The 18,350-nt window shown below is 65.2% G+C and carries 14 protein-coding genes; 10 read left to right on the forward strand and 4 right to left on the reverse strand.

The features are described from left to right. Window positions 1-22: 22 nt before the first annotated feature. From ACNI3R_RS00105 to ACNI3R_RS00115, 3 genes are all read left to right on the forward strand, one after another. Window positions 23-985: a FecR family protein gene (locus ACNI3R_RS00105; protein WP_426178884.1), complete on the forward strand. Its 963-nt coding sequence runs from the start codon at window positions 23-25 to the stop codon at window positions 983-985. Then, window positions 958-3,396, forward strand: a complete 2,439-nt coding sequence (locus tag ACNI3R_RS00110; protein ID WP_426178885.1) for a TonB-dependent receptor — start codon at window positions 958-960, stop codon at window positions 3,394-3,396. Before ACNI3R_RS00105 ends, ACNI3R_RS00110 begins: the two co-directional genes overlap by 28 nt. A 152-nt stretch (window positions 3,397-3,548) precedes the next feature. Next, window positions 3,549-6,797, forward strand: a complete 3,249-nt coding sequence (locus ACNI3R_RS00115; RefSeq protein WP_426178887.1) for an autotransporter outer membrane beta-barrel domain-containing protein — start codon at window positions 3,549-3,551, stop codon at window positions 6,795-6,797. A gap of 309 nt (window positions 6,798-7,106) precedes the next feature. On the opposite strand, the gene ACNI3R_RS00120 is transcribed toward ACNI3R_RS00115, so the two are convergent. Next, window positions 7,107-7,841 carry a zeta toxin family protein gene (locus ACNI3R_RS00120; RefSeq protein WP_426178889.1) on the reverse strand — a complete coding sequence of 245 codons (735 nt, stop codon included), beginning with the start codon at window positions 7,839-7,841 and terminating at the stop codon, window positions 7,107-7,109. Further along, a complete protein-coding gene (locus ACNI3R_RS00125; protein WP_426178891.1) occupies window positions 7,838-8,101 on the reverse strand; it encodes a hypothetical protein in 264 nt (87 codons plus the stop codon). Before ACNI3R_RS00125 ends, ACNI3R_RS00120 begins: the two co-directional genes overlap by 4 nt. A gap of 828 nt (window positions 8,102-8,929) precedes the next feature. On the opposite strand from ACNI3R_RS00125, the gene ACNI3R_RS00130 reads away from it, so the two are divergent. The 3 genes from ACNI3R_RS00130 (at window position 8,930) to ACNI3R_RS00140 (ending at window position 12,138) form a co-directional block, all read left to right on the forward strand. Continuing rightward, window positions 8,930-10,735: a ribonucleoside-diphosphate reductase subunit alpha gene (locus tag ACNI3R_RS00130; protein ID WP_426180219.1), complete on the forward strand. Its 1,806-nt coding sequence runs from the start codon at window positions 8,930-8,932 to the stop codon at window positions 10,733-10,735. A gap of 111 nt (window positions 10,736-10,846) precedes the next feature. After that, window positions 10,847-11,071 (forward strand): hypothetical protein, encoded by a 225-nt coding sequence (locus ACNI3R_RS00135; protein WP_426178893.1) that lies wholly within the window; start codon window positions 10,847-10,849, stop codon window positions 11,069-11,071. Between the two features lie 14 nt (window positions 11,072-11,085). Continuing rightward, on the forward strand, window positions 11,086-12,138 hold the full coding sequence (locus tag ACNI3R_RS00140) for a ribonucleotide-diphosphate reductase subunit beta (protein ID WP_296624205.1): 1,053 nt from the start codon (window positions 11,086-11,088) through the stop codon (window positions 12,136-12,138). Between the two features lie 89 nt (window positions 12,139-12,227). Here ACNI3R_RS00140 and ACNI3R_RS00145 read toward each other — a convergent pair whose 3' ends face one another. Further along, window positions 12,228-13,250: a glycine zipper 2TM domain-containing protein gene (locus ACNI3R_RS00145; RefSeq protein WP_426178895.1), complete on the reverse strand. Its 1,023-nt coding sequence runs from the start codon at window positions 13,248-13,250 to the stop codon at window positions 12,228-12,230. A 183-nt stretch (window positions 13,251-13,433) separates the two neighbouring features. On the opposite strand from ACNI3R_RS00145, the gene ACNI3R_RS00150 reads away from it, so the two are divergent. The 4 genes from ACNI3R_RS00150 to ACNI3R_RS00165 all read left to right on the forward strand — a co-directional run bounded on the left by ACNI3R_RS00150 (window position 13,434) and on the right by ACNI3R_RS00165 (window position 16,974). Next, window positions 13,434-13,838, forward strand: a complete 405-nt coding sequence (locus ACNI3R_RS00150) for a glycine zipper 2TM domain-containing protein (RefSeq protein ID WP_426178896.1) — start codon at window positions 13,434-13,436, stop codon at window positions 13,836-13,838. A gap of 113 nt (window positions 13,839-13,951) precedes the next feature. Then, window positions 13,952-14,419 (forward strand): glycine zipper 2TM domain-containing protein, encoded by a 468-nt coding sequence (locus ACNI3R_RS00155; protein WP_426178898.1) that lies wholly within the window; start codon window positions 13,952-13,954, stop codon window positions 14,417-14,419. Window positions 14,420-14,515: 96 nt separating this feature from the next. Continuing rightward, window positions 14,516-15,799, forward strand: coding sequence for an MFS transporter (locus ACNI3R_RS00160; protein ID WP_426178899.1), 1,284 nt, complete (start codon window positions 14,516-14,518; stop codon window positions 15,797-15,799). Beyond that, window positions 15,799-16,974 carry a vWA domain-containing protein gene (locus tag ACNI3R_RS00165; protein WP_426178901.1) on the forward strand — a complete coding sequence of 392 codons (1,176 nt, stop codon included), beginning with the start codon at window positions 15,799-15,801 and terminating at the stop codon, window positions 16,972-16,974. Before ACNI3R_RS00160 ends, ACNI3R_RS00165 begins: the two co-directional genes overlap by 1 nt. A gap of 6 nt (window positions 16,975-16,980) precedes the next feature. On the opposite strand, the gene ACNI3R_RS00170 is transcribed toward ACNI3R_RS00165, so the two are convergent. Next, the gene (locus ACNI3R_RS00170) at window positions 16,981-18,249 is read right to left on the reverse strand and encodes a mechanosensitive ion channel family protein (RefSeq protein WP_426178902.1); all 1,269 of its coding nucleotides are present in this window, start codon (window positions 18,247-18,249) and stop codon (window positions 16,981-16,983) included. Window positions 18,250-18,350: the final 101 nt, after the last annotated feature.

Genomic DNA, 18,350 nt, shown 5'->3' on the forward strand with positions numbered 1-18,350 from the left:
TCAGTCGGAGGGCCGCGAGTTCATGGCTGAGGACAGGCACGATATGGAAGATGCGGCGCTCGACTGGGTGATCCGCCTGCGCGATCCCGGCTTCGAGGACTGGGACGCGTTCGAGGCGTGGCTGTCGTCGGATCCGGCCCATGCCGAGTTGTACCAGCGGTTTGCCGTCGCCGACCAGGATCTCGATGGCGTCCTGCTGCCCGTCGAAACGCCGCTCGGCGAACAGCCGGCCGCGGGCAATGTCGTGGCTTTTCCTGCGGAGCGGTCGCGCGGCATCGGCCGTCGCACATGGATCGGCGGGGCGATCGCAGCCTCGCTGGCGGTGCTCGTCGGCGTGGGCATGGTCGATCGCCAGCCGGCTCTCTATCCGGTCGAAACAGCACCGGGCACGCGCCGGGTGGTCACGCTCGACGATGGCAGCAAAATCATTCTCAACGGCGGAACGCGCGTGATGCTCGACCGCAAGGACCAGCGCTATGCTACGCTCGAACGCGGCGAGGCGCTGTTCGACGTCGTCCACGACGACGATGCCCCCTTCAAGGTCAAGGTCGGCGATGCGACGCTGGTCGATGTCGGCACGCGCTTCAACGTGCTGCGCGAAGGCGGCACCACCGCTGTCCAGGTCGCCGAGGGCGCGGTCGTGTACAATCCCGAGACGGAAGCCGTGCGCTTGGACGCGGGTCGCGCGCTCCGCGCGGTCGATGGCGAAACGCAACTCGCGCTCACCGCCGTGACGCCCGATGCCGTCGCCGGATGGCGCGAGGGGCGGTTGATCTACGACGGGCAGACCATGGCCGAGGTCGCGGCCGATCTCGCCCGCTGGTCGGGCCAGACCGTCCGTGCCGATCCGCGCGTCGCCGAGCGGCGCTTCCGCGGCGTGCTCAGCCTGGCTGACGGGGAGGACATCGTCCGGCTGGCGCCGCTGCTCGACGTCGAGGTTCGCCGCAGCGGACAGATATGGATATTGGCACCGCGCACCCCGTGATCCGATCATTCCCCCTCGCGCTTATCGCCCTTATGATCCCGGCCCAGATCGTGGCTGCGGAGGCGAAGCCGCTCGACCTGCCTGCGGGACAGCTGGGAGAGGTCATCGCGGTTCTGGCGAAGCAGACGGGCGCGTCGGTCAGCGTCTCGGACCGCACGATCTGGACGATGCGCGTAGCGGCGCTGCGCGGCCGGATGGACGCCGAAAAGGCGCTGCGGACGCTGCTGCGCGGCAGCCGGGCGCGCCTCGTCGCAATCGGCGGCAACGCGTTTCGCATCGTCCCGGCAGAGACGGGGCGCAGCGAGAGCCGCCCTGGCGCCGCAACGCCCCCGATCATCACCGAAGACGACCGGTCGATCGTCGTCACCGCGTCGAAGCGCGACACCCGTCTGCGCGACTTTGCGGGCTCGGTCAGCCTGCTCGACGGAGCCGACCTGGCCTTCGGCGGCGAACAAGGCATGGAATCGGTCCTCGCCCGCGTCGCCAGCCTGTCCTCGACCCATCTCGGCGCCGGCCGCAACAAGCTGTTCATCCGGGGCATTGCCGATTCGAGCTTCACCGGCCCGACCCAGGCGACCGTCGGCCAATATCTGGGCGACATGCGGCTGACCTACAATGCGCCCGATCCCGACCTGCGCCTCTACGACATCCAGTCGGTCGAGATTTTGGAGGGGCCGCAGGGTACGCTCTATGGCGCAGGGTCGCTCGGCGGCGTGATCCGTGTGATCCGCAACGCGCCGCGCATGGGCGAGACGAGCGCTGCGCTTTCAGCCGGCTTCGCCGCCACCCAGCATGGCGACCCGTCGGGCGACATCGGCGGGATGGTCAACATCCCCCTCGCGGGTGACCGCATCGCGCTCCGCGCGGTCGGCTATGGGCTGACCGAGGGTGGCTATATCGACGATGTCTGGCGGCGGAAGCGCGATATCAACCGCACCCGCGTCGCTGGTGGCCGGGCCACGCTCCGCTTCGACATGGGCGATGGATGGACGGTCGATCTGGGCGGGGTCTATCAGGACAATGAAGGGCGCGACGGCCAATATGCCGACCGCGCGCTGGGCGGCCTCAATCGCGCCAGCCGCGTCGCCGGCGGGTTCGACGCCGACTATGGGCTGGGCGAGGTCGTCGTCTCCAAACATTGGGACGGGCTCTCCTTCCTGTCGTCGACCGGTTATGTCCGCCAGAACCTTCGCGAAAATTACGATGCGAGCGTGATCGGGCAGGACCGGCAGTTCCGCCAGACCAACAGCACCCGCATGTTCTCCTCCGAGAACCGGCTGTGGCGGGCGACCCGGGACGGTTTCGGCTGGGTCGTCGGCGCCAGCTATACGCATAACCGCACCGACCTCGATCGTGCGCTGGGGCCGGTCGGGCAACCTCTGCCCGTTACCGGAGTCACCAACCGTATCAGCGAATTCACCGCCTATGCCGAGGCGAGCGTCGAGCCGTTGCGCGGCATGACCGTCACCGGCGGCGCGCGCTACACGCGGTCGCGGCTCGGCGGTGGAGCCGAGCAGGCGAGCCCTGTTTTCCTGCCTTCGCTCGTAGCCCTTCGTGCCGCCATCGTAGCACGGCGCACCGAGGAGCGGATCCTGCCATCCGCCTCGATTTCCGCCGAGTTGCTCCCACGCCTGCTCCTGTTCGCGCGCTATCAGGAAGGCTTCCGCCCAGGCGGCCTCGCGGTCGAGGGCGGCTTCGTAAGGCGCTTCCTCAACGACCGGGTGTCGACGATGGAAACCGGGCTGCGCTACGGCCAGCGCGGACGCGATCCGATCGATCTGTCGCTCAGCCTGAGTTACACCCGCTGGCGCAACATCCAGGCCGATTTCATCGATGCAGGGGGCCTGCCAACCACCGACAATATTGGCGACGGGCGCATCTATTCGCTCAGCGGCGCAATCGGCTGGAGCCCGATCGACGATTTCGTGATCGACGCGGCGGCGACATATAATAACAGCCGCGTCACCGATCCCTCGACCGCGCTGCTGACCCTGCTCGCGCAATTGGCGCAGTCGGCAACCGCGCAGGTCGACACCGGCACCATAGAACTCGCCGAAGGACTGGGTCGTATCCCCAATGTCGCACGTTTCACGATGCGGGTCGGCGCCGACTACAAGGTCGCTCTGGACGATCGGCTCGACCTGCGAATCAATGGGTGGGTTCGCTATATCGGCAAGTCGCGGCTAGGAATCGGGCCAATCCTCGGCGACCTTCAGGGCGACTATGTCGACACCGCGCTGACAGCGCGCATCGGCCGCCCGGACTTCGGGGTCAGCATCGGCCTGACCAACCTGACCGACGCCATCGGCAACCGCTTTGCGCTGGGCACGCCCTTCGCCATGAACGGCGGTCGGCAGATCACCCCGCTGCGCCCGCGCACCATCCGCATCGGGCTCGACCGCAGCTTCTGATCCGTCGCGCACTGGCGTCGCGACGCAAGTTTCCGGCCTCCTTACATTTTTCTCCAAGGCTGCGCGCGCAGGTCCCCGTCTTGGGAGCATGCGGGACGAAGGACGCCGGTCGAGCGCCCCTTCCCCGATAGCCAAGAGGGATCTCACATCTGATGCGCCATTTGCTCGCCTCCACCTGCCTCGCCGCGCTCGTCGCTGTTCCGGCGCACGCCGAAACGACCGTTGCCGACAAGCGCACCGCGCCGATCCGGACCTCCACGATCAAGGCCGGTGCGCGCGACGATATCCGCATCACCTCCGCCGGATCGGTCGTTCCGACCACCGGCGGCGCAGCCGTCTTCCTCGACAGCGCGAACAAGGTCGTCAACGAGGGCACGATCCAGATCACCAATGTCGACAACACGATCGGCATTCGCGCCGAAGCAGGCCTGACGGGTTCGATCACCAACGCCGCCAACGCCAAGATCATCATCGACGAGACCTATGTCCCCGCCGATGACGACAAGGATGGCGATGTCGATGGCCCGGTCGCGGCCGGCACCGGCCGCTATGGCATCCGCACCATGGGCGCCTTCACTGGCGACATCATCAACAACGGGCAGATTTCGGTGGAGGGCAAGGATTCCGCCGCCGTCCAGACCGGGGGACGGCTCGACGGCAAGTTCGTCACCGATGGCACGATCAGCGTCGTCGGCGATCGTTCGGTCGGCGTCCGCCTGGGCGACGTGACCGGCGGGGTCCAGGCGGCCGTCGTCGGCCAGCCGACCACCGCCGTGCGCCTCGCCGGATCGATCGCGGTCGTCGGCAAGGACGCGGTCGGCGCATCGCTCGAGGGCAACATCAACGGCTCGCTGGTCGTGCAGGGCACGGTTACCGCGACCGGCTATCGCGCCACCACCCCGCCGACCGACACGTCCAAACTAGACGCCGACGATCTGCTGCAAGGCGGCCCCGCCGTCCGCATCGCGGGCGACGTCGCAGGTGGCGTCGTCTTTGCCGTCGCGCCCAAGGACAACAGCACCACCGACAATGACGAGGACAAGGACGGCATCGAGGACGCCAAGGAAGGCAATGCCGCCATCACCTCCTTCGGCTCCGCCGCCGCAGTACAGATCGGCGCGGCGAACCGCTCGGTCACGATCGGCGCGCTGCCCGGCAATGGCGACGGCCATGGCCTGGTGATCGAAGGCACCATCTCCGGCCAGGGCACTTATGCGGGCGTCGACGGCAACGGCCTGGTCATCGGGGGGCAAGGCGCTCCGGTGACGATCGCAGGCGGCGCAACGATCAGAGGTACGGTCAATGCGAGCGGCGCCAGCGCGACCGCGATGCGCATCGGCTCCGGCGCGCAGGTTCCGACCGTCAAGGTCTCGGGCATCGTCCAGGCCGCCGGTACCAATGCAGCGAACGCCCGCAGCGTCGCACTGCAGATCGACCAGGGCGGCAAGACCTTCACGATCAGCAACAGCGGCACCATCCGCGCCGCCGCCAGCGGGACCGCGTCGAACAATGGCGCGACCGCCATCGCCATCCTCGACATGTCTGGCGAGGTCGACAAGATCGACAACAGCGGCACGATCAGCGCCACCGGCGCATCCGCCGGACGCAATGTCGCGATCGACCTGTCGGCCAACAACCGCGGCGCGCGCATCGGCCAGACCGTCGTCGCGAGCGGCGTCGCGGCCCCCGCCATTACCGGCGACGTCCGCTTCGGCGCGGGCAACGACGTCTTCGACATCGCCGACGGCACGATGACGGGCAACAGCAGCTTCGGCGCGGGCGCCAACCAGCTGCTGCTGTCGGGCGACGCTGCCTATGCAGGCAAGGCGAGCTTCGGCGCGGGCAACGACATCGTCTCGCTGTCGGGCACCTCGACCTATTCCGGCGACATCGACTTCGGTGGCGGCAGCGACCGGATGACCGTCAACAGCGGCGCAAAGTTTACCGGCGGCCTGCTCAATGGCCAAGGACTCGCCCTGAACGTCAACGGTGGGTCGGTCGACATCGGCCGCACCACCGCTTCGCTGCGCACCCTGTCGGTCGGCGGGTCGGGCACGCTAGGCGTGTCGATCGACGTCGCCAGCCGGTCGAGCACACTCTACCAGGTCGCGGGCGACGCCAGCTTCGCCTCGGGGTCGAAGGTACTCGTCAAGCTGTCGGGCGTGACCGGCGCCGAAGGCCGCTACACCTTCCTCAAGGCGGGCTCGGTGACGGGCGCGGGCAATCTCTCGGCCAATGGCACGCTCCTGCCCTTCATGTTCAAGGGCAATGTCGCCGCTGTCTCGACCACCGAACTGGCGATCGACATCAAGCGCAAGACGACGACCGAGCTGGGTCTCAATCGGTCGCAGGCGACAGCCTACAACGCAATCTTCGCCGCGCTTGCCAAGGACGACAAGATCGCCGGCTCCTACCTCGCCACCACCGATGGCGACAGCTTCCGCCGCAAGGTCAAGCAGATGCTGCCGGATCATGCCGGCGGCGCGTTCGAGACGGTGACGATGGGATCGCGCGCGACGGCCAGCTTCCTCGCCGATCCGAACGCACCCTTCGCCGATATGGGCAATTGGGGCTTCTGGCTGCAGCAGGTCGGCTGGGGCACGTCGAAGAGCCTGGGCGACACCGCATCCTACGACATCAGCGGTTGGGGCGCCTCGGGCGGCGCGGAGATCAAGACCGATCTCGGCAGCTTCGGCATCGGCCTCGCCTATCTTTACGGCAAGGACGCGGACGGCGGGACCGACAACAAGGTAGATGCCGGTCAATATGAGGTCTCGGGCTATTGGCGCGGCTATTGGGGTCCGTTCCAGGGCTGGACCCGCGCTTCCTATGCCCATGTCGACTTCAAGGGCACCCGCCGTTTCCAGGCGTCGACCGGCACCGACGCGGTCGAACGCGTCGCCAAGGGCGCGTGGAACGGCCGCTTGCTTTCGGCCGCAGCCGGCGCCGCCTACACGCTGCACATGGGCTCGTTCAGCCTCCGCCCGAAAGCCGCGCTCGATTATTACAAGCTCAAGGAAAAGGCCTATTCCGAGACCGGCGGCGGCGACGGCTTCAACCTGATCGTCGACGGCCGCAGCTCGGACGAACTGGCGGCGACCGCCAGCCTCGCGGCGGGCTTCGACTTCGGCGGCCAGAATGAGGATGCCGGCTGGTTCCGGATCGAGGCCGAGGGCGGCCGCCGCGAGCTGGTCGGCGGGTCGCTTGGCAGCACCACCGCGCGCTTCAAGGGCGGCACCGCCTTCACGATGGTGCCCGAGGACCGCACCAGCGGCTGGATCGGCAAGATCCGCGCCGTCGGCGGCGGTAACGGCTTCCAGATCGGTGGCGAAGCCGGCGCCGAGGAACAGCAGGGCCGCGCCGCCCTCTCGATCCGCGCGAGCCTCGTCGTCGGTCTCTGACCCACCCCATCCCTCCTTGCAGGAGGGTATCTCCGGGACGGGTGCTTTCCCAAGGAAGCCGGTCATCGAGCCCCCTGACCGCCAGCCCGTCCCACCCTGTACCCGCGTACCCACGCCCTCTCCCGCCAGCCGGGAGGGGGCGTGATGCTGGATGACTTGCTTGAGGCCAGCGTGCCCTGCCGACTAGCCTGACGAGCTATTCTGCTCCTGACGGACCGGATCAGCGAGGTATCGTATCAACCTATGCGTTCAGGACTGCGCCGCTTGAGCCTAGCCGAAGGTCTGTATTCGTGCTCATAGCAGCCGACCTTATCCGACGAGTGGGACGACGACATCGAGCCATTCGGCAATCATCGGCGGCGCAGCCCCGTTCTGGCGAATATCGAATACCACCTGCGTGCCGATCTGCACCCGCGACACGGTGAAGGCTTCCTTTGTAGTGCGACTATTGTCGGCCAGCACTGCGGCATCTGCTACTGTAACCGCTTCGCGAATTGCATTCTGCGTCTTGGGGAACCGGCGGAGCAGGCGGTCATGCGGAACATCATGACCGTGTTCCGCAACCCGGGTCTGGACGCGCAGAATCGAGAGTTCCACATTGGAAAGTCCAACAAACAAGATCAGCACGAAGTAGCCAGCGTCCTGCATCTCGCGGATCATGTCGATCTTGGAGCTAACGGTGCCATCGGCGCTGACGTCCCAATAAGAGAACACAGTCTCCATCGCGAACGGCACGTTTTGCGCCATGGCGTGGCCGACGAAAGCGTGTACACCCTGCTGCGACACTCTCATCCAGCCCTCATTGCTATCGCGCAATCCTTGTGCCCAGTCTGGCAAGGCGCCATCCGAGTTGGGCTCGGGAAGGATAGACAACATCAGCCGATCGGCATTGATCAGGGGAATCTGTAGACGGTCGGCGAGGACCTTTCGCCACATAGTCGACTTGCCAGAGCCGTTATGGCCAGCCAGCACAATGGCAAGCGGCTTTTCAGTTTGGCGTTGCGCGACTAGGATCTGGTCGATCGCTTCGGAAAGAGCGGTCAATCGACTACCTCAAAACGGCCCTCCACAACACGCCCCCGTTCGATCCGACCGTTGAGATGACGAACAAACTGCTTGGGATTGGCCGGATCGACCGAATAACGCGGAACATCCTTGCGAGCGCGCATTGAGATACCAGGCTTGATCAACTTCTTGGCTACCCGCTCTAACGCCTCACTGCTGCGCTCGACATTGGCCGCGATGACAGCCTTTGCGGGCTTCGGTGTTTTGATGACGACGCTACCGAACTTGACCTTGCCCAATCTTCCGCCCGATCCAAGTTTCGTCGATTCGGTCGTGATGGCGCGTTTGCCACGGGAGGACGTAGGGTTAGACATGACTTTGAAGATAGTCCCAGCGAGGCGTTCGCGCCAGTCCGAAACACTCGCGGGTGGTGGGCGGCTGAACGGTTCGCAGGAACTTCAAGCACTGGTCGTTTTAAGGCAGGCCCCCTGACGCGTAGCGGCCTGGCACTACGAGGCCATGCCTCGTCAAAACCGCAACGCGAAAACTGTCTCCAAAAAATCCGCACCACATTATTTCATCCACAGATTCTTTTGTTGCGCCTTCGTTCCGCCGGCACGGGCAAATGGCTGATCCGACTCAGTATTCCATCGCGTCAAGGGGGCGGAGGTTCGGTTCGTCGAAGCGACGAAACGAGTCTCGTTAATGTCATTTTGACTCTTGCGTCCGGACTCAGATGAGGCACTATAGGTTGTGTAAGACAACAGGGGCAGCGCTAGTGGTGGTGGACGCGTCCGGGGACCATGTTCCCGGCGGGGAGAATCGCGCAGCGCTGTGAAAAGCGGGGATAAGGGGGGCGATTGCGCTGGTAACGGCGCGGGGATCCACTATCTTGAGCAGACAGCCTGAGTCGAACGCAAACGGAACAGGACTGGTACGAACCAGTCCATGGATAGTGTGGCGGAGACGGGCCGATGGACCTTTCTGGCAGCAGCGAAGCGAGCACGAACGACGTGGCGACCCTGATGGATTCGATGTTTAAGGACGCAAAGACCGGACCGGCGGAGAGCGAGGCGAAAGCCCCGGCCGCAGAGGTGAAGGCTGCGTCGAAACCGTCGAGCGGCAGCATGGAGATTCGCCCGCAGCTCTATCCGATCGAGGTCGATCACAGCCGCGACGCGCTGCTGACCGACTTCGGCAAGGAAACGCTGACCGATCGCTATCTCCTCCCCGGCGAGAGCTATCAGGACCTGTTCGTCCGCGTCGCCTCGGCCTATGCCGACGACCAGCCGCACGCCCAGCGTCTCTACGATTATATCTCCAAGCTGTGGTTCATGCCGGCGACCCCGGTCCTGTCGAACGGCGGCACCGGACGCGGCCTGCCGATCAGCTGCTATCTCAACTCGGTCGACGACAGCCTGGAGGGCATCGTCAACACCTGGAACGAGAATGTCTGGCTGGCGGCGCGCGGCGGCGGCATCGGCACCTATTGGGGCTCGGTGCGCGGCATCGGTGAGCCGGTCGGCCTCAACGGCAAGACCTCGGGCATCATTCCCTTCGTCCGCGTGATGGACTCGCTGACCCTCGCGATCAGCCAGGGTTCGCTGCGCCGTGGCTCGGCCGCCGTCTATCTCGACGTGTCGCACCCCGAAATCGAGGAGTTCCTCGAGATCCGCAAGCCGTCGGGCGATTTCAACCGCAAGGCGCTCAACCTGCACCATGGCGTACTGCTGACCGACGCCTTCATGGAAGCGGTCCGCGCCGGCGCGGAGTGGGAGCTGGTGAGCCCGAAGGACGGCTCGAAGCGCGCCTCGGTCGATGCCCGCGCGCTGTTCCAGAAACTGGTCGAGACCCGCCTTGCGACGGGCGAGCCCTACATCGTGTTCAGCGACACGGTGAACCGGAACATGCCGAAGCACCATCGCGACCTCGGCCTGAAGGTCTCGACCTCGAACCTCTGCTCGGAAATCACCCTGCCGACGGGCCGCGACCATCTCGGTCAGGACCGGACCGCAGTGTGCTGCCTCAGCTCGCTCAACCTCGAGACCTGGGACCAGTGGCACGGCGACAAGCGCTTCATCGAGGACGTCATGCGCTTCCTCGACAATGTGCTGCAGGACTATATCGACCGCGCCCCGCCCGAAATGAACCGCGCCCGCTATAGCGCGAGCCGCGAGCGGTCGGTCGGCCTCGGCGTCATGGGCTTCCACAGCTTCCTCCAGGCGCGGGGCATCCCGTTCGAAGGCGCCATGGCCAAGAGCTGGAACCTCAAGGTGTTCCGCCATATCGCCGCAGCAGCCCAGGAAGCGTCGATGCTGCTCGCCAGCGAGCGGGGCCCCTGCCCCGATGCTGCCGACCAGGGCGTGATGGAGCGGTTCAGCTGCAAGATGGCGATCGCGCCTACCGCGTCGATCTCGATCATCTGCGGCGGCACCTCGGCCTGCATCGAGCCGATCCCGGCGAACATCTACACCCACAAGACGCTGTCGGGCAGCTTCTCGATCAAGAACCCCTATCTGCAGAAGCTGCTCGCCGAGAAATCGAAGGACAGCGATGCGGTGTGGAACACGATCCTCGAAAAGGGCGGTTCGGTCCAGCATCTCGACTTCCTGACCCAGGAAGAGAAGGATGTGTACAAGACCAGCTTCGAGATCGACCAGCGCTGGCTGATCGAGCTCGCGGCCGATCGCACCCCCTATATCGACCAGGCGCAGTCGCTGAACCTGTTCATCCCGGCCGATGTCGAGAAGTGGGACCTGCTGATGCTGCACTTCCGGGCATGGGAGCTCGGCATCAAATCGCTCTATTATCTGCGCTCCAAATCGGTCCAGCGCGCCGGCTTCGCCGGTGGCGTCGAAGCCGACAATACACCCGATCTCAAGCAGATCGAGCTGGAGTCGAAGGATTATGACGAGTGCCTCGCCTGCCAGTGAGGCAGGCGGGCCGGTCTGCCTGACCCGGTCATCGACCGACGGGCAAACGGACGCGTTTGAGGAGCGTGTGGGGATGGTTGACGCTGCCGGATGGGTGGCTGGGGTCGAATGATGGCGGAACTGCCCGTGACCCTGATCATCGCCGTGGCAACGGTCCTGGTGGGACTGCTTTGCCTCTGGCTGTTCATCGCAGCGCTCGTGCGGCTGTCGAAGGTGAAGAAGGGCAATGGCGCCTTCACCGACACGCCCGCCGAGCTCAAGAGCTTCGCGATCAGGCAGGGCCTGAGCGCGGTCGTGATGTTCGCGCTCGCCGCGATCATCTTTCTGTTTAGTTGAGAAAGGTCCGCCCGATGTCGCTTCTTCAGGCCAGCCGCACCTACAAGCCGTTCGAATATCCCTGGGCCTTCGAATATTGGAAGCGCCAGCAGCAGCTCCACTGGCTTCCCGAGGAAGTGCCGCTGGGCGAGGACTGCCGCGACTGGGCGCAGAAGCTCACCGATCATGAGCGCAACCTGCTGACCCAGATCTTCCGCTTCTTCACCCAGGCGGACGTCGAGGTGCAGGATTGCTACCACGACAAATATGGCCGGGTGTTCAAGCCGACCGAGGTCAAGATGATGCTGACCGCCTTCTCCAATATGGAGACGGTCCACATCGCGGCCTACAGCCACCTGCTCGACACGATCGGCATGCCCGAGACCGAATATAGTGCCTTCCTCCAATATAAGGAGATGAAGGACAAGCACGACTATCTGTCGACCTTCGGCGTCGACAGCGACGAGGATATCGCCCGCACGCTGGCGATGTTCGGCGGCTTCACCGAGGGCCTGCAGCTGTTCGCCAGCTTCGCGATGCTGATGAACTTTCCGCGCTTCAACAAGATGAAGGGCATGGGGCAGATCGTCACCTGGTCGATCCGTGACGAAACGCTCCACTGCGAGGGCATCGTTCGTCTGTTCCACGCCTTCGTGAAGGAGCGCGACTGCCTGACCGCGTCGGTCAAGGAAGACATTCTCGACATGTGTCAGAAGACGGTGCGGATCGAAGACGCGTTCATCGATCTCGTCTTCGAGATGGGCCCGGTCAACGGCATGACGCCGAAGGACATCAAGAAATATGTCCGCTACATCGCCGACTGGCGCCTGGGCCAGCTGGGGCTGAAGCCGATCTACATGATCGACGACCATCCCCTGCCCTGGCTGGCGCCGATGCTCAACGGCGTCGAGCACGCCAATTTCTTCGAGACGCGCGCTACCGAATATTCGAAAGCGGCAACCCGGGGTCAGTGGAGCGACGTGTGGGACGCGTTCGACCGCCGGCGCGAGGCGAAGACCAGCACGGCCGCGAACGAGGACAGCAGCGAAGGCAATTTGTTTGGCCTGGCGGGCGTCGCTGCCGAATAAGATGCAGCGACTGCGCCGTCGCGCTGCGAAGTAAAAAGGCCCGCCCTGCGTCGTGCAGGGCGGGCCTCTTCATGTCAGGCTGAGATCGATCAACCGATACGATCGTCCCGATCCTCGCGGTCGGCGCGGATCTGACGGTTGAGCTGGTCCAGCCGCTGCTGGATCAGCGATTCCTCATTGGCGGTAAAGCGACCACCCGACGCCCGCAGGCGATCTTCCTCGCGGCGGATCGAGCTCAGCTGCGTCCGTGCCGCATCGGCCTCGCGCTTGCTGATCACGCCGCGGTCCCGCTGGCGATCAATCCGCTCCTCGATGCGGGCTGCACGCTCGCGCGTGTCGAAACGGCGGTCGACGCCATTGTTGCCGGGGCCGCCGGCAGGGCCGCCCAGCGAAACCCAGCGACCGCGTGCGTCATAATAGCCGCGGACATTGCCGCGAACCCAACGACCATTGGCGTCGTAGTAGCCGGGGGCCGTCGCAGGCTCCCAATAGCCGCCTGCGGTCGAGGACGGGCGACTGCCCGGCACCCACACGCCATTGGCGTCGTAGCGACCATAGGTTTCGCCTTCGATCCAGCGGCCGCGGCGATCATAATAGCCGGGCATGCTGGCGGCGACCCACTGACCATCGGCGGCATAATAGCCCTGAACGCCGATCGGGACCCAGCGGCCATCGCGATCCCAATAGCCCGAACTGCGCGCATCGCCGTCGAACGACACCCAGCGGTTGTTGCGGTCATAATAGCCGTTCGGCGGACCTTCGACCCAGCGATTGTCGCGGTCATAATAGCCGCGCGCATCGCGGTTGCTCAGTCGGTTCGCGTGCCAGCGGCCATTCTCGTCATAATAGCCATAGGCTTCGGCGCATTTGTTGTCGCTCTTGGCCAGCTGGTTGCCAGCCACGCCGCCCGCAACGCCGCCGACGATCGTGCCGACCTCCTTGTGGCGGCCGCCGTCGATCACGCGACCCAGGATCGCACCGATGCCGGCGCCCGCGATGGTGGCGATCGTCCGGCCGCTCTTGTCCTGTTTGCAAACCGTTTCGGCCTGGGCGACCGACGTCTGCCCGATGGCCAGTGCGGCGACACCCGCCGCGATCATCAACTTGCGCATAATTTCCTCCGGGAACGGGATAGATCGTTCCGCTGCTGACAAAGCGCTCCTGCCACCACTTGGTTCCCGGACACGAACCGCTGGCGAACGACAGAAGAGTTCAGGATCGGGTCGATTGACGACAAGCGACGCGCGCGCGAAGATTGGGTGCGGAGCCATTCGACCAGAACCGGAGGAAAGCCCATGCGTGCCCGTCTGTTGGCGTCGATGACCATCCTCGCCTGCCTCTGCGCTCCCGCCGCCGCAATCGAGATCGCCCCGGCTGCGGAAAAGCCGCTGACCAATCTGCCCGACGATTGGCTCGACAAGGATCTGGACGGCCAGAAAGCCGAACCCGGCCCCGCTGCGGCCACTGAGGCAAAAGCCGAAATCGCCGAAGCATCGGGATCGAGCGCCGGCGCAGCGACGGCCCCGGACTGCAAGAAACCGAGCGGCACGACGGGACTGATTCTGGGCGCCGTCGCGGGTGGCCTGCTCGGCAATGTCATCGATGGCGGCGATCGGCGCACGCTCGGCACGCTGATAGGCGCCGGAGGTGGTGCCTTGCTGGGCCGTGAGGTCGAGCAACGTTCCGCCAGATGCCCCTGAACGGGAGGCCCCTCTTCCCTGTCGCGGCGATGAACGCGATGTAGTTTTCGGTTCACGCAACCAGGCTCGTTACGGGCCGTTATGCATCCGACTCCCCAACATGGAGACGGATAATGCGCAAGTTCATTCTCGCGGCCGCGCTGACGGCCATGATCGCCCCGACCGCCGCCATGGCGGATCCGCCGCATCGTGGGTACGACCGCGATGATCGCGGCCGCCACGAACGGGATGATCGCGGTCGTCATGACCGCGACTGGCGCGAGGGCCGTCGTTACGACTGGAACCGTCCCGATCCGCGCTATGGCAATCGCTATGACGCGGCCCGCTATTATCGCGACGGGCGCGACTATCGCGAGCGTCGTCTGACCCGCAACGACCGCATCTATCGCGGCAATGACGGGCGCTATTATTGCCGCCGCTCGGACGGCACGACCGGTCTGATCATCGGCGGCGTCGCTGGCGGCCTGCTGGGCAACGCGCTCGACAATGGCCGTTCGTCGACGCTCGGCACGCTCATTGGCGCAGGTGCAGGCGCGCTGCTCGGCCGCTCGGTGGAGCGCGGCAATGTGAAGTGCCGCTGATCCCGTTAACCCCTGTTTAGTGGCTGTTGCGTAGGGTTGCTTAGCGCTTGACCAAGCCCCTCTCGCGCGCCAATCGGGCCGCGAGAGGGGAAGTCCATGCTCGATCCCGCCTATAAGCCGTCCGCCCGCCGCATATTGTTCGCGAGCCTCGTCGGCACGTCGGTCGAGTTCTACGACTTCTACATCTATGCGACCGCCGCCTCGCTGGTGTTCGGTCCGCTCTTCTTCCCGGCGGAATCCCCGTCCGCCCAGCTTCTTTCGGCCTATGCCAGCCTCGGCCTCGCCTTCCTCGCTCGCCCGCTCGGCGCGTGGCTGTTCGGCCATTATGGTGACCGGATCGGTCGCAAGTCGACGCTCGTGGCCTCGCTGCTGCTGATGGGCGGTTCGACCACGCTGATCGCCTTTCTTCCCACCTATCAGATGATCGGGTGGGTCGCCCCCTTCCTGCTCTGCATCCTGCGCTTCGGGCAGGGGATCGGCCTGGGCGGCGAATGGGGCGGTGCGGCGTTGCTCGCAGTAGAAAATGCGCCGCCGCACATGCGCGGGCGATATGGCATGTTCCCCCAGCTCGGCGCACCCGTAGGCTTCATTGCCGCGAATGGCCTTTTCCTGATCCTCGGCCTGCTACTGACCCAGGACCAGTTCATGGACTGGGGCTGGCGCCTGCCCTTCCTCGGATCGGCGGTGCTCGTGCTCATGGGCCTCTGGGTGCGCCTCAAGCTCACCGAGACTCCCGCTTTCCGTCAGGCGATGGAACAGGCCGAACCGCCCAAGGTGCCGATCGCCGAACTGTTTCGCGACCATCTCAGCCCGACCTTCGCCGGCACCTTCGCCGCCGTCGCCTGCTTCGCGACCTATTATCTCGCGACCGCCTTCGCCCTCGGTTATGCGACCAAGACACTGGGCGTGCCGAAGGAAACTTTCCTGTCGATCCAGATCGGCGCGATCCTGTTCATGGCGCTGGGCATCGCGCTGGCGGGCTGGTGGTCGGATCTGCGCACACCGCGCTTTGTCCTGATCGCGGGCTGCTTCGGCACGATCGCCACAGGCCTGCTGCTCGGCCCGATGTTCACCGGCGGCGCGCTCACCCTGATCGCTGGCTGGCTGGCCCTGTCGCTGTTCATGATGGGCTTCGTCTATGGCCCGCTGGGCGCGTTCCTGCCGTCGCTCTTCCCCCCACGCGTCCGCTACACCGGGGCGTCGATGACGTTCAACATCGCCGGCATCCTCGGCGCGGCACCGGTTCCGCTCGTCGCGCAGTGGCTGGCCGACCGGGGCGGGCTCGCCTTCGTCGGCTATTATCTGGCGCTGTCGGCAGCGGTCAGCCTGATCGCATTGTGGTGGTCGCGCCACCATGACAAGCGCGCTATGATCGCCTGATGTTCCTGAACTTCCTCGACGAGCTGCGCGCCGCCGGCATCCCCGCCAGCCTCAAGGAGCATCTGACGCTGCTCGAGGCGATGGACCGCGACGTCATCGGCTGGAGCCCCGAGGAATTCTATTATCTCGCCCGCACCACCTATGTGAAGGACGAGGGGCTGCTCGACCGGTTCGACCGGGTTTTCGGCCGGGTGTTCCGGGGCCTTCTCGACAGCGCCGGCGAGGGGCAGGAGATTCCCGAGGACTGGCTGCGCGCCGTTGCCGAGAAATTCCTGACCCCCGAACAGATGGCGGAGATCGAGGCGCTGGGCTCCTGGGACGAGATCATGGAGACGCTCAAGAAGCGGCTCGAGGAGCAGAAGGGCGAACATCACGGCGGGAACAAGTGGATCGGCACCGGGGGCACCTCCCCCTATGGCAATTCGGGCTATAATCCCGAAGGCATCCGCATCGGCGGGCAGAGCCTCCACAAACGCGCGATCAAGGTCTGGGACAAGCGCGAGTTCAAGAATCTCGACAATGACGTCGAGCTGGGCACGCGCAACATCAAGGTCGCGTTGCGCCGCCTGCGCCGCTTCGCCCGCGAGGGGGCTGCGGACGAGCTCGATCTCGACGGGACGATCGACGGCACCGCCCGGCGCGGCTTCCTCGACATCCAGATGCGCCCCGAGCGCCGCAATGCGGTCAAGCTGCTGCTGTTTCTCGACATCGGCGGCTCGATGGATCCGCACATCAAGATCTGCGAGGAGCTGTTCTCCGCCGCGACGGCGGAGTTCAAGCATCTCGAATTCTTCTACTTCCACAACTGCATCTACGAAGGCGTGTGGAAGGACAATCGCCGCCGCTTCCAGGAGCGGACGCCGACCTGGGACGTGCTCCACAAATATGGGCACGACTATAAGCTGGTGCTGGTCGGCGATGCGTCGATGAGCCCCTATGAGATTAGCCAGCCGGGCGGCTCGGTAGAGCATTTCAACGAGGAGGCCGGCGCCGTCTGGATGCAGCGGATGCTCAACGTCTATTCGTCCGCGGTGTGGCTGAATCCGGTTCCCGAGGCCTATTGGATGCACAGCCAGTCGACCCGGATGATGCGCGAGCTGATGGACAATCGCATGTTCCCGCTGACCCTGACGGGACTGGAAGACGCGATGCGGAGCCTCGCGCGGAAGAAATAGGCAGGGCTATCCCTTGGGAGCGTCGCCGCCCTCGGGCCGGGTATGCAAATGCACCTCGCGCTGGGGCAGCGGAATGCTGATCCCCTGCTCCTGCAACAGCTTCCAAAGTCGCCGGAGGATGTCCGACTGGACATTGCCGACACCCTGTTCGGGGTCGCGGATCCAAACGAGGATGTCATAGTCAAAGCCGCGCTCGCCGAAGTTGCGCAGCCAGACATTCGGTCTGGGGACGGCAAGTACGCGCGGGGATTCGGTCGCCGCCTGGATCATCAGCCGCTCGGCGAGATCGAGGTCGGTGGCATAAGGCAGCGTCAGCGCGATACGGATGCGGACGTCGCGGCTTGAGAAGGACCAGTTCTCCACCCGCTCGGTCATCAGCAGCTCATTGGGGATCAGATGCTCCTTGCCGTCGCGGGTGATGACCGAAACCGCGCGGACGCCGATCTTGTTGACCCAGCCGAAGCTGTCGCCGACGACGATCACGTCGCCCGGCTTGATCGAGCGGTCCATCAGCAGGATCAGCCCCGACAGCATATTGCCGAAGGTCTTCTGCAGGCCGAAGCCGACCGCCAGACCGAAGGCGCCCGAGAAAACCGCCAGCGCGGTGAGATCGATCCCGAGCAGGTCGATGCCCATCAGGATGGCGACGATGACGAAGGCGGCCGCAACCAGCTTCTGGATCAGCACGCGCTGATAGCGGTCGAGCCCACCCGCCTGGTCGATCGAGCGGCCGATCAGCCGGATCGCCAGCCGCGTCCCGATGAACAGCAGTGCGACGACCAGCAGGCCGTTGAGTACGCCGAGCAGGGTTACGCGCCGCGAGCCGACGCTGAAACCGGCCGCGTTCAGTCCCTCGATCAATGGCGCAAAACCACGAAGCACCCCTGCAATCGCGGCAATGAAGGCAACCAGCCCCAGCGCCGTGGCAAAGGCGCGGCCGGTCCCGGCGCTGCGCGCGAGGCGGTGGACGAGAAGGCCTAGGGCCACGCCGGTTGCGACCGCCAGGATGATCTGCGCGGAAAGCTCCTCGAAGCCGATCGCCGTCGCGATCATCAGGATGAACAGCGCGACCGAGAGCCGCAGAACGGTACAGATCGGCTTGACCGGCAATTCGCCTTTGCCCGGCCCATGGGCTTTCCACCAGCGCACCAACGCCGGCCCCAGCCTGCGCGATACCATCTGGCCGAGGCCGAAGGCGGCGACCGATACCAGCATCGCCAGCAGGGCTTGCTGGATCGCGGCGTCGGCCAGACTCGATAAGAGGAAGAAATCCATCGCTCTCCAGCGCCACGCGCGCCCTTTGGTTGCAAAGCCACCGCGTGGCTTCCAAATTTTCTCTCCGCCCCGGGACGTTTCGCGCCACCAACGAGCGCATC

Source organism: Rhizorhabdus antheiae, from assembly GCF_049889055.1.
Lineage (GTDB): Bacteria > Pseudomonadota > Alphaproteobacteria > Sphingomonadales > Sphingomonadaceae > Rhizorhabdus.